This is a genomic window from Chryseobacterium soldanellicola, from assembly GCF_900100115.1.
In the GTDB taxonomy this organism is placed as follows: domain Bacteria; phylum Bacteroidota; class Bacteroidia; order Flavobacteriales; family Weeksellaceae; genus Chryseobacterium; species Chryseobacterium soldanellicola.
Genome location: NZ_FNKL01000003.1, coordinates 129375 through 146435 on the forward strand (window position 1 = coordinate 129375; position 17061 = coordinate 146435).

15 protein-coding genes are annotated in these 17061 nt (G+C 35.0%); 2 read left to right on the forward strand and 13 right to left on the reverse strand.

What is annotated here, in order from left to right:
- Positions 1-372: 372 nt before the first annotated feature.
- The 13 genes from BLT04_RS10085 to BLT04_RS10145 all read right to left on the reverse strand — a co-directional run bounded on the left by BLT04_RS10085 (position 373) and on the right by BLT04_RS10145 (position 15006).
- Positions 373-1026 carry a LuxR C-terminal-related transcriptional regulator gene (locus tag BLT04_RS10085; RefSeq protein WP_089755685.1) on the reverse strand — a complete coding sequence of 218 codons (654 nt, stop codon included), beginning with the start codon at positions 1024-1026 and terminating at the stop codon, positions 373-375.
- Positions 1010-2674 (reverse strand): sensor histidine kinase, encoded by a 1665-nt coding sequence (locus BLT04_RS10090; protein ID WP_228421954.1) that lies wholly within the window; start codon positions 2672-2674, stop codon positions 1010-1012. Before BLT04_RS10090 ends, BLT04_RS10085 begins: the two co-directional genes overlap by 17 nt.
- A 451-nt stretch (positions 2675-3125) precedes the next feature.
- A complete protein-coding gene (locus tag BLT04_RS10095; protein WP_089755687.1) occupies positions 3126-3584 on the reverse strand; it encodes a VOC family protein in 459 nt (152 codons plus the stop codon).
- Between the two features lie 135 nt (positions 3585-3719).
- The gene (locus BLT04_RS10100; protein WP_089755688.1) at positions 3720-4112 is read right to left on the reverse strand and encodes a RidA family protein; all 393 of its coding nucleotides are present in this window, start codon (positions 4110-4112) and stop codon (positions 3720-3722) included.
- Positions 4113-4261: 149 nt separating this feature from the next.
- Positions 4262-4828: a Crp/Fnr family transcriptional regulator gene (locus tag BLT04_RS10105; RefSeq protein ID WP_089755689.1), complete on the reverse strand. Its 567-nt coding sequence runs from the start codon at positions 4826-4828 to the stop codon at positions 4262-4264.
- Between the two features lie 124 nt (positions 4829-4952).
- Positions 4953-6203: a hypothetical protein gene (locus tag BLT04_RS10110; protein WP_089755690.1), complete on the reverse strand. Its 1251-nt coding sequence runs from the start codon at positions 6201-6203 to the stop codon at positions 4953-4955.
- A gap of 279 nt (positions 6204-6482) precedes the next feature.
- Entirely contained in the window at positions 6483-7280 is a 798-nt protein-coding gene (locus tag BLT04_RS10115; RefSeq protein ID WP_089755691.1) for a phosphatase PAP2 family protein, read from the reverse strand.
- A 33-nt stretch (positions 7281-7313) separates the two neighbouring features.
- Positions 7314-7898 carry an HD domain-containing protein gene (locus BLT04_RS10120; protein WP_089755692.1) on the reverse strand — a complete coding sequence of 195 codons (585 nt, stop codon included), beginning with the start codon at positions 7896-7898 and terminating at the stop codon, positions 7314-7316.
- Between the two features lie 30 nt (positions 7899-7928).
- Positions 7929-8963 carry a sulfite exporter TauE/SafE family protein gene (locus BLT04_RS10125; protein ID WP_089755693.1) on the reverse strand — a complete coding sequence of 345 codons (1035 nt, stop codon included), beginning with the start codon at positions 8961-8963 and terminating at the stop codon, positions 7929-7931.
- 136 nt (positions 8964-9099) lie between these two features.
- The gene (locus BLT04_RS10130; protein WP_089755694.1) at positions 9100-11346 is read right to left on the reverse strand and encodes an outer membrane beta-barrel family protein; all 2247 of its coding nucleotides are present in this window, start codon (positions 11344-11346) and stop codon (positions 9100-9102) included.
- A 257-nt stretch (positions 11347-11603) separates the two neighbouring features.
- The gene (locus tag BLT04_RS10135) at positions 11604-12896 is read right to left on the reverse strand and encodes a sensor histidine kinase (protein ID WP_089755695.1); all 1293 of its coding nucleotides are present in this window, start codon (positions 12894-12896) and stop codon (positions 11604-11606) included.
- A 50-nt stretch (positions 12897-12946) separates the two neighbouring features.
- Positions 12947-13624, reverse strand: coding sequence for a response regulator transcription factor (locus BLT04_RS10140; RefSeq protein ID WP_089755696.1), 678 nt, complete (start codon positions 13622-13624; stop codon positions 12947-12949).
- A 128-nt stretch (positions 13625-13752) separates the two neighbouring features.
- On the reverse strand, positions 13753-15006 hold the full coding sequence (locus BLT04_RS10145; protein WP_089755697.1) for a hypothetical protein: 1254 nt from the start codon (positions 15004-15006) through the stop codon (positions 13753-13755).
- 320 nt (positions 15007-15326) lie between these two features.
- Here BLT04_RS10145 and BLT04_RS10150 point away from each other — a divergent pair, with 320 nt between their 5' ends.
- Entirely contained in the window at positions 15327-16304 is a 978-nt protein-coding gene (locus tag BLT04_RS10150) for an aldo/keto reductase (protein ID WP_089755698.1), read from the forward strand.
- A 14-nt stretch (positions 16305-16318) separates the two neighbouring features.
- Positions 16319-17056 carry an SDR family oxidoreductase gene (locus BLT04_RS10155; protein ID WP_089755699.1) on the forward strand — a complete coding sequence of 246 codons (738 nt, stop codon included), beginning with the start codon at positions 16319-16321 and terminating at the stop codon, positions 17054-17056.
- Positions 17057-17061 lie beyond the last annotated feature (5 nt).

The following is a 17061-nucleotide window of genomic DNA, read 5'->3' on the forward strand; positions in this document are numbered from 1 at the left end:
TAAATAACCTAAAAACCAAGCTCACTTCTTTATGTTATATTGTGTTTTTTTAATAAATCAGCTTTTAAGAAGTTGGTTAGCAGTTACGCTTTTACACTATATTTAATTTCATCACTTGCGCTTTTATATATAACTATAGTTTATTATTTTATAGTCATAAATATTTTCTCATTTGTGTTAAAAAATTAAAAACTGAAAAACATTATTTGTTAATTCTGCTCTTTTTGTTTGTCTTAATTTTCTGATACAAAGTAACGACATTGCCGAATAAAATTACGTATAACAGCCATAGATATATATCGATAAACGTCTAGATATTTATCGATAAAACTGCACAAAAAGTGGGCAAATAAAGAAACAGGATGTAAAAGCTTAAATTTTATGGTGGGTTTTAATAAGATCAATAAGCTCAACAAGATTTTCTATATTCAGTTTATCGAATATATTTTTTTTAATCGTGCTCACTGTATTTTGCTTGATATTCAGTTGGTTTGCAATTTCAAGATTGCCGTATCCGTCGGCATACATGTCCGCGATTTCCAGCTCACGTTTGGTAAGGCTGCTGAGAGGATTAATCAAATTCGGATTATAAGCGAACTGTACCAACAATTTTTGAGAAACTGGAGAAAAATATTCGCCTTTATTTATAAAAATCGAAATAGCTTTTCTTACTTCTTCCTCTTCACTTAATTTACTGAGATATCCGTTAGCGCCGGCTTTGATAAATTTCAGCACATGAAGATCTTCCTCAAGGCCCGTAAAAACTAAAATTTTAATCTCAGGATTCACACTTTTCATCTGTGACAAAATATGGAGGCTGTTTCCTTCCGGAAAATGAGCATCAATAATGGCCATTTCTATCCCTTTTGTTTCCACCAGCTCAAGAATCCGCTGTAGAGACGAGGTATGATAGACTTTAGCATTTGGAGCAATATCATTGATAATGATCTCAATTCCCTGACGTACAATGCTGTGGTCGTCTGCTAGAAGGAATATAATCTCTTTATTTTCAATTGGCATTTCCATTGTTGCTGATATTTAAATTGATCCTGAATATTATTTTTGTTCCTTTATATAACTTACTCGAAACGGATATTTCACCATTAAAAAGCTCTACGATTTCTTTACATAAATTAAGTCCTAAACCGGCTCCGAGATTATCAATTTCATCAGAAATCATTCCCTGATAATACGGTTCAAAGATTTTTCCGACATCAGATTCTGATATTCCGACGCCTGTATCGCTGATTACTGTTGTCAGGGAAATGGTGTTTTCGTCAATACGCGCGGTTTCCATTGTGAGATCAATTTGGCCGTTTTCAGTAAATTTATTGGCATTTCCCAGAATATTCATCAATAACTGGTTGATTTTTATATTATCCGAATATACAACTGTATTTTCAGGAATCCTGTCGGATACAATAAATTTATTATTTCTGGTTTCAATATAAGGCTTGATGGCCGTTACGATAGAACTGATCTCGTCTTTAAGGTTAAAAACCGTCTTTACCAGCTTTTGATCGGCGTGTTGGTTTTTGGTGTATTCTAAAATCTGATTAGATTGTATCAGCAAAGTGCTGTTGGTGAATTTTATCGATTTGAGGTACTCTTTTGTGGTCTCGTCATGCGTTGTTCTGTTGATTTTATCGATAAAAATATTAATGATTTTTAATGGTGATCTTAGTTCGTGGCTTAGCATTCCCAGAATTCTGTTTTTGAAATTAAGATTATTTTTAATTTCCTTATTGGCAGCATTCAGTTTCCATTCATAAATAAATGCGACTCTTGTAAAATACATGATCAGAATTGATACCATAAACATTAAGATCATTAATCCCAGCACCAGATAATTCCTGATTTTATTATTGATTGAATTTTGCTTTTCGAGCTCTTTTTCCAGGTCTGATTTAAAGCCTTTAACAGCATTTTCATAGACATTGATCAAACCGTTGCTATAAATCAGCAATTTATTGAAATTTCCGTAAAAAAGCATCATATTCTTTTGATTCTGAGCCGTATGCAGCTGAATTTTCTTTATTTCCGTTGAATAATGCCTGTCCATAGATTTTATGGTGTTATTCATCTCGGATTTTACTTTAGAAAGGTCCGCAACTTTATTATTTGTTAACGTGATAACGGTACTTTCCTTTTGTACATCGACTTTACCGGCAATTGCATCTTTAAGGCGCCCCATGAGGCCTTTCTTTTTAATAGTATCAGAAAAAGTATGCGTCTGGATATTTAAATCTTCAAAATTGTTTTTATATTTTTCCGGTTCAATCTTCTGGTTTTCAATCGTTACGGGCGGCTTGAGAGAAACCTGATAAACGGAATCGATCAAAGTTTTAAACCTTGTAACTTTCAGCGTATCTTTTTGATGCATAGCCACGCTGTTTTCAAGTCTTGGGGCTATATTTTCGTTTTCATTAATTTTATCAAAATTATATTTAAGCTTTCCAAGAGACTGAAAATATAATTTCAAATCTTTGTTATCCTGGCTTATCATATATTTTTGAAGATAACTCTGTGCTTCTATAAAATCTTTTCTTGAATTATTGGTTAATTTTTCCAAAGCCCGGCTTTCCTGGAGCTGACTTTCGATGAATTGCAGTTTTTTCCGATTAATAAATTCATTATAAAAAAAACCTGCAATAATGATTTGTATCAATAACACACACAATATCAATGAATAATGGATAATTTTCCTCAACTTAAAATGTAAGAATTTATATTTCATGTCTATTTTGCAGCTAAATTAGTTCTCTGGCTCTTTGGTTTCATTTTGGTTTAGTTTTTTAAGCATATACTATTTTCACTAAAATATCAGTGATTAGCGAATATTTAGACAAAGTTAAAGTAATTTTTGTTTTTTTCTTACAGTAAATATCAGATAGAATGCAGCGAATAATTCTTTATAGTAAATTTGACCAAAACTTTTAAAAATTTCGGGCTGTTAAAGTTTTCAGAGAAAAAGATGTTTTTTAATTCAGAAAGATATTCAATACTTTAATTCAAAATTGTACATTTTGAAATTCATAAAACTTTTTTATAGAAAGAAATATTGCATTTCTCACCTCGTTATGCAAAAAAAGGAATATAAAAATGAATTTAGAGTATTGGAAAATTTATGATGATTTGTGGCCAATTTCTTCCGCCAACCCTATTAAAAGGCCATCCTTACTGCGAATATAGCAAAGCTTATACGAATTTTCATACTGAACTATTTCTCCAACCAACTCAGCACCAATATTCTGAAGCCTGAAGACCAATTCTTCAATATCCTCAACCGTAAACATAGCACGAAGATAGCCCAAAGCATTTACAGGAGCATTTCTATGGTCAGAAATAACAGACGGACTGATAAATCTCGAAAGCTCGAGCCTGCTGTGCCCATCCGGGGTAATCATCATCGCAACTTCGACATTCTGGGAGCCTAATCCTGTAACACGGCCAGCCCATTCTCCTTCAATAGTAGCGCGCCCTTCAAGCTTAAGGCCAATTTCCGTGAAAAATAAAATGGCTTCATCGAGAGATTTTACAACGATGCCCATATTGTCCATTCGTAATAATTTATTTTTTGACATGCTTATTCCAATTTTTATCTTTTTAAATATACAAAATAGTTGGTATTTTCATCTTAAACATAAAAATTAGTAAACATTCAATCAATAATAAAAAGGCCACGTATTATTTACATGGCCTTCATTAATCTTATTAAATTATTTTACTACCGTAGCTTCCAGCTCTATATTCAGCGTTTCGAAAAGAGCAACCACCTGCATCAGTGTGACCGTTTGTTTCATTCCGTGCTTTGCTACAAAATCCTGGAATAAATCAAAGCAGCTTTCAATAAATTCATCAGAAGAAGTTGAATAAATCGTCAGCCTAACGATATTTTTAGGTTCATAGCCTGCTTCACTGATAACCTTTTCGAGATTTTCTATTGCCAGCCCAAGCTGGGTGCGCATATCGGCATTGCTGGAAGTGCCGTCAGCATGCACTGCTGCCTGACCTGATACATAAAGTGTTCCCTGTACATTTTTTACTTCAACAGCCTGTACATAGCTGAGCCTGTCCTGCCATTGCCACGGACTGATTTCTCTTTTTTCCATTTTTTCTTTTATTTTTGCACCAATCAGTGCGTTATTTAATGTATTATTTAAAATTCAAGCAAATCTTTATGCTTAATTTTATACATCAAATTTCGAAAAAAGGCTTTCTCATTTTCCGTGACAAATCTCACAATTTTTATAGCTGATTATTATTGTGCCGTAAGCCTGCTCAGTGTTTCCCGTGTTACCCCGAGATAAGAGGCAATCAGCGTATGCGGAACGCGTTGAAAAAGTATCGGATATCGTTGTAAGAGCTTATCATAACGTTCTTTGGCGTTGGTGCTGATTAATTCCAGGATTCGTTGTTGGGAACTGATATGTCCTCTGTTGGCCTTCTCAAGAAAAAAATAGGTCATTTTGGGAAAATTCCTGCATAAAGCGTTGTAATCATGAAGAGTCATAGAAAGAACCTGTGTGTTTTCAAGAGCCTGCAGAGACATTGTCGCAAAACTTTGATTAAAAAATGCATGATAATCCCCTTCCCACCAATCTTCCATAGCAAAAGCCACAACATGCTGTCTACCGGATGCATCCTGATAATCAAGCTTTAAAAGCCCGGAAACTACCCAAAATACATACTTAACCGGTTCACCTTCACGAATCAGAAAATCACGCTTTTTGAAATTCATTAATGAAAAATGTGACATGATATATTTGAACTCATCATCAGTAATGGCTACGATTTTTTCTATATGATCTCTAAATAACTTCTCCATGTTGCCTGTTTTCAGATTAAAGCTATGTAGAATCAAATATATTAATTAATGATCAAACTGTTTTTTAATTCTCTTTAAAGTTCCGTATAAAAATGTTTCTTTAATATTTAAGCTTGTTTATACGCTATTTTACAAGACTGTTTATATAGTTTTCCAGATTTGTATATCCTGTTTGAGTTATCGCTGCCGCGTCTGCCGAATTTTTAGCATTCAGCTTATTTTTATTTTCCCAGTTATCGGGAATGCCATCTGAATCTGTATCTTTTAGTTTTGAAGCTTCCTGCTTTACCTCAGGCTGTCCGCCGGCATCAGCTTCAGTTTTAAAGATCTGACCTTTCTTTCCAAGGCTTTTAAAATAACCGATAATGCGTTTATCCACTGCATCACGTTTCAGGGAAGAACCGGCTTTAGCCATGACAATTTTCCAGGCATCATCCGCAGGGCTGATGCTGACATTACTTCTTGATAAGGCGGACGGCTCTTTAACGAGCGTGGCCGTTTGTTTGATAAAATCTGCATCAGTTACCAATCTGCCGTTTACTTTGCCGTCTTTATTAAGGTCTACATAATTATCCTTATGATAAACATGATCTGTAGGGGTAAACATGCTTAAAAAATCATCGGTGGAGCTTGGCCCGGCAATAAAATAATTACCTACAAGGTCCTGATAATGATCTGTAGCAGAATGCCCTCCGATAAAAGCGCTTTTACCCCAGTTATAGACTACATTATTAAGGTATTCGATTTTGGCTTTTGCTTTAGGGCTACGGCTTTGATTTCCTGTCCATAAACTATGATGCACAGTGAGATCTATAGGATTTTCGAGTAAGGCTCCAAAACGTTGAGGATCAATCCCTTCACCTATAAGGCAATATTGCAGTGTAATATTGGAGCTGTTTTTTATATGAAGATTATCCCATCTGCCCCATTCTATAGAAACGTGGTCGAAAATAATATCCTTCAGATCATCTGCCACTACGGTGCATGCTCCTTTAGGCATATTAATGCTTCCTCTGAATCTGATATATCTTACAATAGTGTTCCCGCCAAAAGATACGCCATTCCCATAAACAGTGATACCGGTACCCGGTGCTGTCTGACCTACAATGGTAATTCCGGGGGCTGCGGCAATCTTTTCTTTAATTCTGATCACACCGGCAACATCAAAAACAATCGTTCTTCCCGTCTGGCTGACTGCATCTCTAAATGAGCCTTTGCCTGTGTCATTAAGATTGGTCACATGATAAACATTGCCACCACGCCCGCCGGCTGCAAAACGCCCAAATCCTTCTGCTCCGGGAAAAGCAAGTTGCTGTGCGGTAGTGAATCCAAAGAACAAACTTAAAAATAAAGATATAGAGATTTTCCGAAACATAATGATTGGTTTGATGGCTTAAATACTAAGATTTTTCTGTCTGACTAATCTACCTACAAACCAAAAAAGCAGCATCCTGTCCCATCCTGTCTTATTTCTATGGATCAGTTAATTACAACAGTTATAAATTTTATTTAATATTATCTAGCTGCAACAAACAAAGCAAGCTTAAAATTGTCTTTAAAACAATAAAGATGGTATTACAAATTAATTAAAATGAATAACGTTAAAAATATCTTTCCCCTAGACTATGTGTGAAATATATAATTTATAGTAGCATTAAAAAGTTTTAACAAGGCCGATTCCTACACTTTTATTCTGATAAAAAGGCATCAACATTGTCGCTGAATTTTTGTTTTTACCCTCAAACATATTATTAATTTTAGGATATAACCAATACGCCAATTCTGTGGAAAGAATACCAAAACCCGCTCCCGCCACGACATCTCCAAGCCAATGCTTATCGTTTAACATTCTGTAGGCTCCGGTAAAAACAGCCAAAGAATACCCGGAAATCCCCAGCCAGAAATTGGTGTCTTTGTATTCTCTGAACATAAACTGCGCAGAGGCAAAAGCAATCGCCGTATGACCCGAAGGAAACGATAAATTGTTAGACTGATCCGGTCTTTCTTCTTGAACAATATGCTTTAAAGGAAGTGTAATTACTGATGTGATCAACATTGAAGTTCCGTAGATAATGCTTCTGTCTTTAAAATTATGTTTTCCTTTCACTCCGGCTGCATTTAATCCGTAAACCAGAGCTGCAGGTGCAAATTGAGCATAACTATCCAATTTGATATGATCGGGTTTGTGCTCATTAATTTCTTCTCTGGTAGAAAAATTAATTTGTTTCAGGTCTTTCACCGTTAAGCTGGCGACGCCATATCCGATAAATACCGTAGGAATAATTAAGCTTTTATAATGCAAATGATTTTTTTCGGTTTTCAGTATAACTGCTGTGTCTTGTTGGATTTCCGGAGTCCGGATTGTATCGATATAACTTTGTGCAGTTATCTTTCCGCAAGCTACACTTACCATTAAAAGGCAGAATACTATTTTTTTTAGGAATCTTAACATTTCAAATAACAAGTAATTAATTGATTTTAAAATTTATTCATGGCAATTCATTAATTGAATATTCACCTCTTTAAACTTGGTAAGAATATTTTGACCATACTCTGTATAATATTTATGATCTTTAAAGAAATTGCAGTTTTTTATCTGCCATTCCCTATCCGTATAAGTAAGGCCCAGGTATTTTTCAAATTCCAGTCTTAATGCTTTCCCGTACTTTGGATAATCCGGGCGTGTCAAATGATACATATCTGCATCACACATCACTTTTTCAAGTAGAGAATAAGGTTTTGGAGGATATTTTGTGGAATTAATACAGTTTAAAACAGTTTCTATAAAATCTTTTTCACATCCAAAGTTTTCTAAAAAATTTTTTGCCGTTTTTTTACTTTCATCCTCGTGGCCGATATATGTGTTTACATATCCACAATCGTGAAACCATGCAGAAACCTGTACAACAAGCATTTCATCATCAGAAAGGTCACTTTCTAAACCAATCTCCTGTACCGCACCCACAACATCATAGGTATGACCGATAGTATGAAAAGAAAGCTGGTCAGAAAGGTTTTCCGAAAGAAATAATATCACATAATTGCTTACAGCCTCTAGTAAATTATTCATAACAATTATATTTAAAACTTATACTGAATGCTATATTTCAAATTTTGTAAGATGATTATTTTTGTAGCAATAAAATTCGTGTGTCGGTCTTTTTCCGAAAGTGAAAACTTTTTCAATATAAATAATGTCATATTGTTTTTTTAAGACGTTATATTTTTCTCTGAGATTGTGTGGTAATTCTTCCTGCTGAATCGGTCTTTCTATTTCCAAACCATCATCAATAGCATATTCCAGAACAAAATCGGTGTTTCTCCAGGAAATAACAGAATTCACCTCTTTACCATCATGAATCGTTGAAAAATTAATGTTATCTTGTTTAATAAGCTTGTCGGAAGTTCCCACCAATAAAGCGATTCCGGAAATTACCATCGCTCCGTACCCTATTTTTCTGAATAGATTTTCGCTTAAATAAGGAAGAATATATTTGACAGTATAAGACGAAACTATAGTGGCAACGGCAATTGCCAAACCCAACCATAATGCTAAATGAGAATACAGACCAAGAGAAATATAAATGATCAATTTAATGAAATGCAAAAAAATTTCATTTGCCGCACGCGTAGCTACGATCTCTTCTTTTGTAAGTCCGAATTTCAAATAAAATCTATTGAATAAAAGCCCTATCGCTCCCGTAATTCCTGAAACAAAACCTGCTAGAAAACCAATCATTGCCAATGCAAATTTTGGATATAGCTTTTCTGGCTTTTCTTCTCTTTTCTTTGATTTAAATAGTTGAGGAAGATTACTTATAAGAAACAGAGCAACAATTAATTGCAAATAATTCGGATTAATAAATTTTATCAAATAAGCACCAATTAAAACTGCAGGAATAGAAAAAGGAACAAACCAAAAGAAAATTTTCCAGTTGATATGTTTCTTAAATACGGCTATTCTCGATACAGAACTGGTAAAAGTGCCTACAGTCAAGGAAAATGGGACCACTGATGCAAATAACAGCAAATTCAGAATCGGAATCAGAATAAGACTTGCCCCACCTCCACAAATAGCACTTAGCCAAAACGCAAGAACAGTTCCGCAGAACAGTAAAACGAGTTCAAAAATCATTTTCTAAAGGATTACACTTGTTATTTTATGCTACAAAAGTGCAACCCGATTTTGAAGAAATTTTGAATTTTATATCATAAAATAAAAAAACAGATGAATTATTTTCAAACTGATAATTGATCGTTAATACTCGCATCTAATTTCCTTGTGATGCTTCATTCAAATAATCATTACTAATATCTTTTTCTTTTTTAAAATCCATTTTTCCGAACTTGTAGCTGAAGCTGATCCCAAAAGAACGAAGCGGTAATTCACGTATAGAATACGAGCTGTAATCATCTGTATCAACAGTTGTAATCTGTCTGATGTATTTATTAAAAGGATTTGTCATTGTTAAGCCTATACTTGCCTTTTTATTCCAGAATTGTTTTCTCGCTGCCATACTGTAAGTGATGGACTGAGGATTTTTACCCTGAATATTTTTCGCTGCAGAGTTATAATTCCCAAACATTTCTACAACAAAATCTTTGGGAAACTGATAATTCATATTTAAATTTAATCGATAACGGAAGCCCATGTCCAGATTTCCAACATAAATATGACTGACAATATATCGGTGGAAAAGCATCATATTTCCACGGATATTCAATTTATTATTAAAAAAAGACACAGAACCCGACAAAACCCCTCCGGAATTGTATTCTTTTCCTATATTTTCTCTTGTGGTGACTGAAACATTCGTATAATCTGTGCCATTTACAGGATAAATCGGATAAAAAGTAGTGATTTGTTTTAAATCCTGACTGTTAATCCTTTCTGTAAGTGTAAATGAAATATTACCACCATTTTTGAAATTCTTACTGTATCCAAATTCCATATTATCTGCTATTTCAGGCTTTAATTTTGGATTCCCGGTTGTGATGTTATGAGGATCACTGAAGTTTAAAAACGGGTTCAATTCAGCATATTCAGGTCTTTCAACTCTTCTCGTATAGGAAAGTTTTACTGTTTCTCTACTCTCAAATTTATGAGACAAAATAAATGAAGGCACAAGCAGACTATAAGATGGAATATTGGTATTCTGAAAATCTATTTTAACCGTTGTGTACTCGTAGCGTGCACCGGCTCTTATATCCAGCCAATTGAATAATTTTAATGTAGAAGAAAGATATCCAGCATAAATTTTCATATCATATTGTAAACGGTAAGACTGCAAAGGATCAGTTTCATACTGTCCCGATAAAGGATCTAAAACATTGACATCAGTAGCATTGGTAATATGCTGAAAAATAGCCTTCGCTCCCATTTCAAACGTAGCATTTTCATTGACAGGCTGTACATAATCTACTGATAAGTTATGACTATAATCTGTTCCCGGATTGCTCCCCGAAATACCATTATAGGGAAATAATGCTCCTGTTAAACTCTGAGTCTGAAAGTAATTACTTTTAGGCAAACCGTAGCTTACAACATAATCTGCGGTCAGCTCCTGCCCTATTTTTTCAAAAGTTTTTCTGTAGCTTAAATTTCCGTCAATAGAATTCACCGATGAACGGTTGTCAGAATTTCTGTATCCAATGATCGACTGTTCGCCAGAATTAGAAAAATCGGTGATATATTGTTCCTGGTTAATAAAACCGATGCTTTTATTGGCAAAATCATTGTAAGAAACTGAACCGCTTAATGTATTATTTTTGTTAATTGACCAATCAAAACCTAAGCCTGTGCGATAACCGTGTCTTTGAAAGTCTGTGTATCCTTCCTGTAATAACCGTGTTTGAGTTTGTAATGCAGGATCATGTGAAATCCTGTCCTGTGAAGAAGGTGTTCTGGATTTCAATTGTGCATTTCCACTGAAAAAAGCATTCAGGCTGAAGTTGTTATTTCTGAAATTAAGATTCAAAGATCCCGTTTCGAAGCGCGTGCCGGCAGACATATTAATGAGTCCGTTGATGCCTTTTACTTTGCTTTCATTCAGAATGATATTAATAATTCCTCCCGTTCCCTGTGCATCGTATTTTGCTCCGGGACTTGTTACCGCCTCTATGCTTTTAATCTGACTCGCAGGAATCGAAGCCAGCGCATCGGCAAGACTGTTTCCGAATATGCTTGAAGGTTTTCCGTTGATCAGAAACCTGACATTAGGATTTCCTTGTAATTCCACATTTCCGTCCGCATCTACGGTGACTTGTGGTACTTTTCTTAAAACATCGATTGCTGCCCCGTTTTGAGATGTAAGATCATTCGCAACGTTGTAAATGATCTTATCAATTTTATTTTCAACAACCACTTTTTTACCGATGATGGTAACTTCCTGAATGGTTTTTATTTTATTTTGTGGTAAGGGATCTTGTTGTTTTTCAGTTACTGCTCCTGAATTTGAAGTTTGTGCATTCGTTAATATAAAAAATAGTAATGCCAAAAGGATTGGTAGTTGTTTCACAGTGCTGTATTATTAAGCACAAAAATGATTCTTAATTTTGAATTAATTTTGAATAAAAGAATTATTATGTATTAAATATTGAAAATATGAAGCAAAATAAAAATTTAATTGATAATTCGTTTTTAAACGCAAAGTCTATAAAGATTTTTTGACTACTAAAGTTTTTTAAGCTACACAAAGGCGTTCTACTTAAAAAGAACACAAAGTTTTTCATTTTAGGTTGAGAAAACAGAGATTCAAAAAGTTTATGAAGAAATTTAATTATTCATCATTACAGAAAAAACATGTGAATTATTTTCAAATTTGTAATTGATTGTCCATTGATGGAATTTACAAATTTCACTGATGATTGCCAATCCCAGTCCGCTTCCGTTTTTATCCGTTGATAATTTTGAAAACCTTTTAAACAGTAAGTCAGTGTTCAGCTTTTCTGTCCCGGAATTAGCGATTTCAAATACAGAATCCGTTAATTTCACAGAAATTGTTCCTTCATTTGAAGTATGGCGAATTGCATTCAGTATAAGATTATTAATCATAATTTCGGCTAAGCTGCCGTTTCCGTTTACTTGAACATCGGAAGAAATATTTTTATGAACAGAAATGTTTTTTTGCTCGAAATGCTCCTGCAACATGTCCATGCTTTGATCCAATAATCCGTCAAACTGAATAATTTCTGAGTTATCAAACTGGTTATTATCAATTTTAGCCAACAACAAAAGGTTTTTATTAATTCTTGAACTTCTGGTTAAGGCTTTATTCATTTCCTCTGCAATCTGATATTGTTTTTGCGTAAGATCTTCATTTTGCAGTAAAATATCAAGCTTATTCTTCAGGATTGCCAAAGGAGTCTGCAGCTCATGTGAAGCATTTTCTGTGAATTCTTTTTGAGTTTTAAATACAGAAACCGTATGTTCTATTAATTTATTTAAAGATTGATTAAGTTCTTCAAATTCTGTTATATCCGTCTTTTCAAACTCAATTTTAGTCTGATTATTGAGATTAAATGTTTTAAGCCGGTCTAAAGTATTCCGGAATGGTTTCCAGATCGAAGCAGAGAGTTTTTTGTTTAAAAATAATAGCCCGATAACAATAAGAACAAAGAAAAAAACAGTTATCAGAGCAATGGCAGCAACGGTTTCCTGAGATTCTTCAATATTGGTTTCTATAGTAAAAAGAAAAGCTTTTTTATTGATATAAACTATTGTTTTCAAACATCGGTAGCGTTCTATTTCAGGTTTTGAAGTAAAAGATTTTTGCTTTTCAATCGTGAAAAAGTGATCTTTCTTTACGCACTTGAAGGGCATTTTTTCAATATCAGCCCCCGGCTGGATCTGATTCCAAAGATTGATGCTTTTTTCTAATTCTTTATCCGAAAGCTTTAAATTATTAAATTCATACGCCGTTTTTTCCGCTATCGTGAGGTTGTGCTCATCCAGCTCACTTTTCCAAATCGTATCAACCACAAAATAATATACGGGAATGCTGATGACCAGAATAATGAGGACATAGATAATAAATGGTTTTGTTGTTTTGGTTAATAAAGGCTTCAACGAAATTATGAATTATGAGTTTTTAATGTTATCTTTTTGAATAATAATGCTCAATTCGCTTCCCATTTATATCCTGTGCCGTACACGGTTTTCAGATAATGATCACAGCCTGCGTCGTATAATTTTTTCTTTAAATTTTTCACATGAGCATACACAAAATCATGATTATCCAGCATATCTGCAAAATCCCCGGAAAGATGCTCTGCTAAAGTGCTTTTAGAAATCACTTTATTCTTATTTCCTATAAAATAGATTAAAAGATCAAATTCTTTCTTTGTGAGAATAATTGTTTTACTGTTGATTGTCACCGTTTTAGCTAAGAGATCGATCTGCAGCTCATTTTGCTTTACAATATTTGAATTATTAAACTGTTTTCTACGGATAATAGAATAAATTCTTGCCATCAGCTCCGAAAGATGAAAAGGTTTTGTAATATAATCATCTGCACCCAACTGTAAGCCTTTTATTTTGTCATCCAACGCATTTTTTGCAGAAATAATAATAACACCGTCTTGTTTATCCTGTTTTTCCAATTCTTCCAAAATGGCAAGGCCGTTGCCGTCCGGAAGCATAATATCAAGCAAAATACAGTCATACTGGAAGGCTTCTATCTTATCCATCGCGTCACGAAATGTAGCAGCAAACTCGCATAAGTAATTTTCTCCGGAAAGATATTCGGAAATACTTTTTGCCAATTCTATTTCATCTTCAATGATCAGGATTTTCATTTTGCTAATTTAAACATTCAATTTTGAAGAAATTTTGAATTAATAAATGAAGATACACTTAAAAAATAAAAGAGACTGCCTTTTGAGACAGTCTCTTTTTTATTTGTTAATTTCTAAAGCATTTTCTGCTATTCATATTTAGAAAAATCAACCGCAAATATGCATCGATTCACCTGACTTCCGTTCTGCGCTCCGGCATTGGGCTCAAACTCCGTCAAGCTCCACAGATAATTATATTGAGATTCATAATAGAGCGATTCTGCGCCATACGGCCATCGGTAACGTACCGTATCATCGGCTCCATCGGTATAACGGGCCAATCTTGCATTTGAGCCATAAGAATTGCTTGGAGATCCGGTACATGAAAGCCATGTTCTGTTTCCTTTTCGGAACACCCCCTGGATTCCGTGAGCGTGATTATCTGCGAAAAGACTGTTTTTTGGGGCTACTGCGACAATTCCTGTATTTTGAAGCGTTCCATTTGCATCAACAGGAAAACCAAATACCTGAGGAACAATAGAAGCATCGGCGCTCCCTGCATAATATTGTCCTGTCCAGAACTGCGTTCCTTCATCATTCACCTGAATAGTGGAAAAAGGACTGGCATTGTTGATTTTTTGATACCCTATCTGAGGCAATATATACCGATAATTAAAGGCGAATAAATTCCCGTTGGCATCTTTACCACATTTATCATTGGTCGTGTCACCTGTACTTACTTCAATTATTTTATTTAAGTCAAATACACGAACACCTAAATTCGTGCTGCTGAGATATATTTTACCTTTAAAATAAGCAATTCCACCAGCATGTACGTTCAACGGAGCGTAAGATCCATACTGTGAATAGGTTGTTGTACTTGCCGGAATATCAGGCTGCACTAAAAGAATATGACGATACGTGAGATACGTGCTTGAACTCGGGCTGATGTCAATCAAAGTAATACGGGAGCCTTTATACTCAGCATCATCCTTTGCATACCAGCTCACCAACAGATAACGCACACCATCTTTGGTAAATCCTGCGATCCCCTGAGGCCTCCAGATTGATGTAGTCTCATCATCGGTATTCCAACGGATTCCTCTTACCCTGTTTTCTTCAGGGACATTGAACCCATAGACTTCGGTGTAAGAATTTCCGCCTATAGCCTGACGATTTTTATCAATCTGAGACGGGTTTAGAAAGCTAAAGCCAGAATTGATGTACGTACTTGTATCCACGTAAGCATTGACGCTTACATCCGTAGCTGCTTTATGGGTAGTGATTTTTGAAGAAAGCTCTTCTTCATTTGAAGCTGAAGCGATGTCATTATTCTGACATCCAATGGCCGTTACTGTAAGCAGCATAAACATCCATCCAAGGAGTTGTTGTCTTTGAATCATGATTAATTAATTCTTTTAATAGTTTGTAATTGCCTGCGAAACTATCAGATTCTCTTTTTATGTAGATCACATCATCGTTAATTATGTATTAAATTTATGATTCAAATCCCTATCTCGGATAAAAGCGCAGTTATCTTTAATTTAACTTAATGACATATATTTTTAATCTCCAAATCGTTTGACAAACGTAGCGGACTAAAATTTATATGGTTTGAAAATCTAACTACAACAACTACCAATTAGACTACTTTTTATAGAACGTAAATCAGGAATTTTGTACTTGAGATTAGAATCAGTTTTAAAAAATTAAAAAAAGAATTATGCAAAAAAGAAAATTAGGAAATAGCGGATTAGAAGTTTCTGCACTAGGATTTGGCTGTATGGGTTTAAACTTTCTGGACGGAAAAGGTCTTGATAAAAAAGAAGCCATCACTCTTCTACACAACGCGGTTGAAAGAGGCATTACATTTTTTGATACTGCCGAAGCTTACGGACCTTACACCAATGAGGAACTTGTTGGCGAGGCATTGCAGCCTTACAGAAAAGATGTAGTGATCGCTACAAAGTTTGGCTGTAAAGATGCCAGACCAGCGGTAGGTTTAGACAGTAGGCCAGAAACGATACGAGCAGTTACTGAAGCATCATTGAAAAGATTAAAAACAGATTATATCGATTTGTTGTATCAGCATAGAGTGGATCCAAATGTTCCGATAGAAGATGTTGCAGGAACCGTAAAAGACCTGATCCAGGAGGGAAAAGTAAAATATTTCGGTTTATCGGAAGCAAGTCCTAAAACAATTCGAAAAGCACATTCCATTCAACCGGTATCAGCATTGCAAAGCGAATACTCTTTGTTTTGGCGCGAACCGGAAAACGAGATTATCCCGACTTTAGAAGAATTAGGAATTGGCTTCGTGCCGTTCAGTCCTTTGGGAAAAGGCTTTCTTACAGGTATTATCAATAAAAAATTAGAGGATATTGACCGCAGAAATGTTCTTCCCCGTTTCAGTGAAGAAAATATAAAAGCCAATATGGTTTTAGTTGACGCACTTTATGAGATTGCTCAACAAAAAAATATTACCACAGGACAATTGGCATTAGCCTGGCTTTTAGCTCAAAAACCCTGGATAGCCCCAATCCCCGGAACTACAAAATTACATCGTTTAGAAGAAAATATTGGCAGTACAAATATTGTCTTAACATCTGATGAACTTGAAAAAATCAATAAAACAGTCAGTGGAATTACCCTTATTGGTGACCGTTATCCGGAATTTTTAGAAAAACAAATAGACAAATAAAAAAACGAACAGCAATGCAAAATATTAAAGGAAAAGTAGTTGCCATTACAGGCGCCAGCAGCGGAATAGGTAAAGCCATTGCGCTGGAGTTGGCAAAAAACGGCGCAAAGGTTGTTTTGGGCGCAAGACGAACAGAAAAATTACAACAAATTGTTGAAGAAATTAAAAATACAGGTGGTGAAGCCATTTTTCATCAAGTTGATGTGAAGGATAAAGCCGATCTGGTTCAATTGGTAAATGCTGCGGTTGAAAAATACGGAAGATTAGATGTTATGGTAAACAACGCAGGTATCAGTCAGTTAAGCCGAATTGACGAATTGGATATTGCCGGTTGGGAAGAAATGATTGACATAAATCTTAAAGGCGTTCTTTACGGAATGGCAGCTGCAATTCCCGTTTTCAAGCAACAACAGTCGGGGCATATTGTCAATATTATTTCAACATCAGGAATAAAGATTGTGCCTATGCAGGGCGTTTATGCGGGAACTAAAAATGCCATTCGCACAATTGCAGAAGCTTTTCGTCAGGAATCAGACGGAAACATTCGCATTACAGGCATTTCGCCCGGATTTGTGAAAACAGATTTTGCAAACAACCTCAAAAACGAAGATATGAAAACAGCCATTCAACAAGGAATGGAACAAATTGCAATAAATCCCGTTGCTATTGCGAATGCTGTGATTTATGCAGTAAGCCAGCCTGACGATGTTGAAATCGGCGATATTGTGATTCGTCCGTCAAAGCAAAATTGATTACA

Excerpts from the sequence above, each read along its gene's own strand:
- BLT04_RS10085 (WP_089755685.1), bottom strand. The coding sequence starts at position 1,026 with ATGGAAATGCCAATTGAAAATAAAGAGATTATATTCCTTCTAGCAGAC.
- BLT04_RS10095 (WP_089755687.1), bottom strand. The coding sequence starts at position 3,584 with ATGTCAAAAAATAAATTATTACGAATGGACAATATGGGCATCGTTGTA.
- BLT04_RS10100 (WP_089755688.1), bottom strand. The coding sequence starts at position 4,112 with ATGGAAAAAAGAGAAATCAGTCCGTGGCAATGGCAGGACAGGCTCAGC.
- BLT04_RS10105 (WP_089755689.1), bottom strand. The coding sequence starts at position 4,828 with ATGGAGAAGTTATTTAGAGATCATATAGAAAAAATCGTAGCCATTACT.
- BLT04_RS10110 (WP_089755690.1), bottom strand. The coding sequence starts at position 6,203 with ATGTTTCGGAAAATCTCTATATCTTTATTTTTAAGTTTGTTCTTTGGA.
- BLT04_RS10115 (WP_089755691.1), bottom strand. The coding sequence starts at position 7,280 with ATGTTAAGATTCCTAAAAAAAATAGTATTCTGCCTTTTAATGGTAAGT.
- BLT04_RS10120 (WP_089755692.1), bottom strand. The coding sequence starts at position 7,898 with ATGAATAATTTACTAGAGGCTGTAAGCAATTATGTGATATTATTTCTT.
- BLT04_RS10125 (WP_089755693.1), bottom strand. The coding sequence starts at position 8,963 with ATGATTTTTGAACTCGTTTTACTGTTCTGCGGAACTGTTCTTGCGTTT.
- BLT04_RS10140 (WP_089755696.1), bottom strand. The coding sequence starts at position 13,624 with ATGAAAATCCTGATCATTGAAGATGAAATAGAATTGGCAAAAAGTATT.
- BLT04_RS10145 (WP_089755697.1), bottom strand. The coding sequence starts at position 15,006 with ATGATTCAAAGACAACAACTCCTTGGATGGATGTTTATGCTGCTTACA.
- BLT04_RS10150 (WP_089755698.1), top strand. The coding sequence starts at position 15,327 with ATGCAAAAAAGAAAATTAGGAAATAGCGGATTAGAAGTTTCTGCACTA.
- BLT04_RS10155 (WP_089755699.1), top strand. The coding sequence starts at position 16,319 with ATGCAAAATATTAAAGGAAAAGTAGTTGCCATTACAGGCGCCAGCAGC.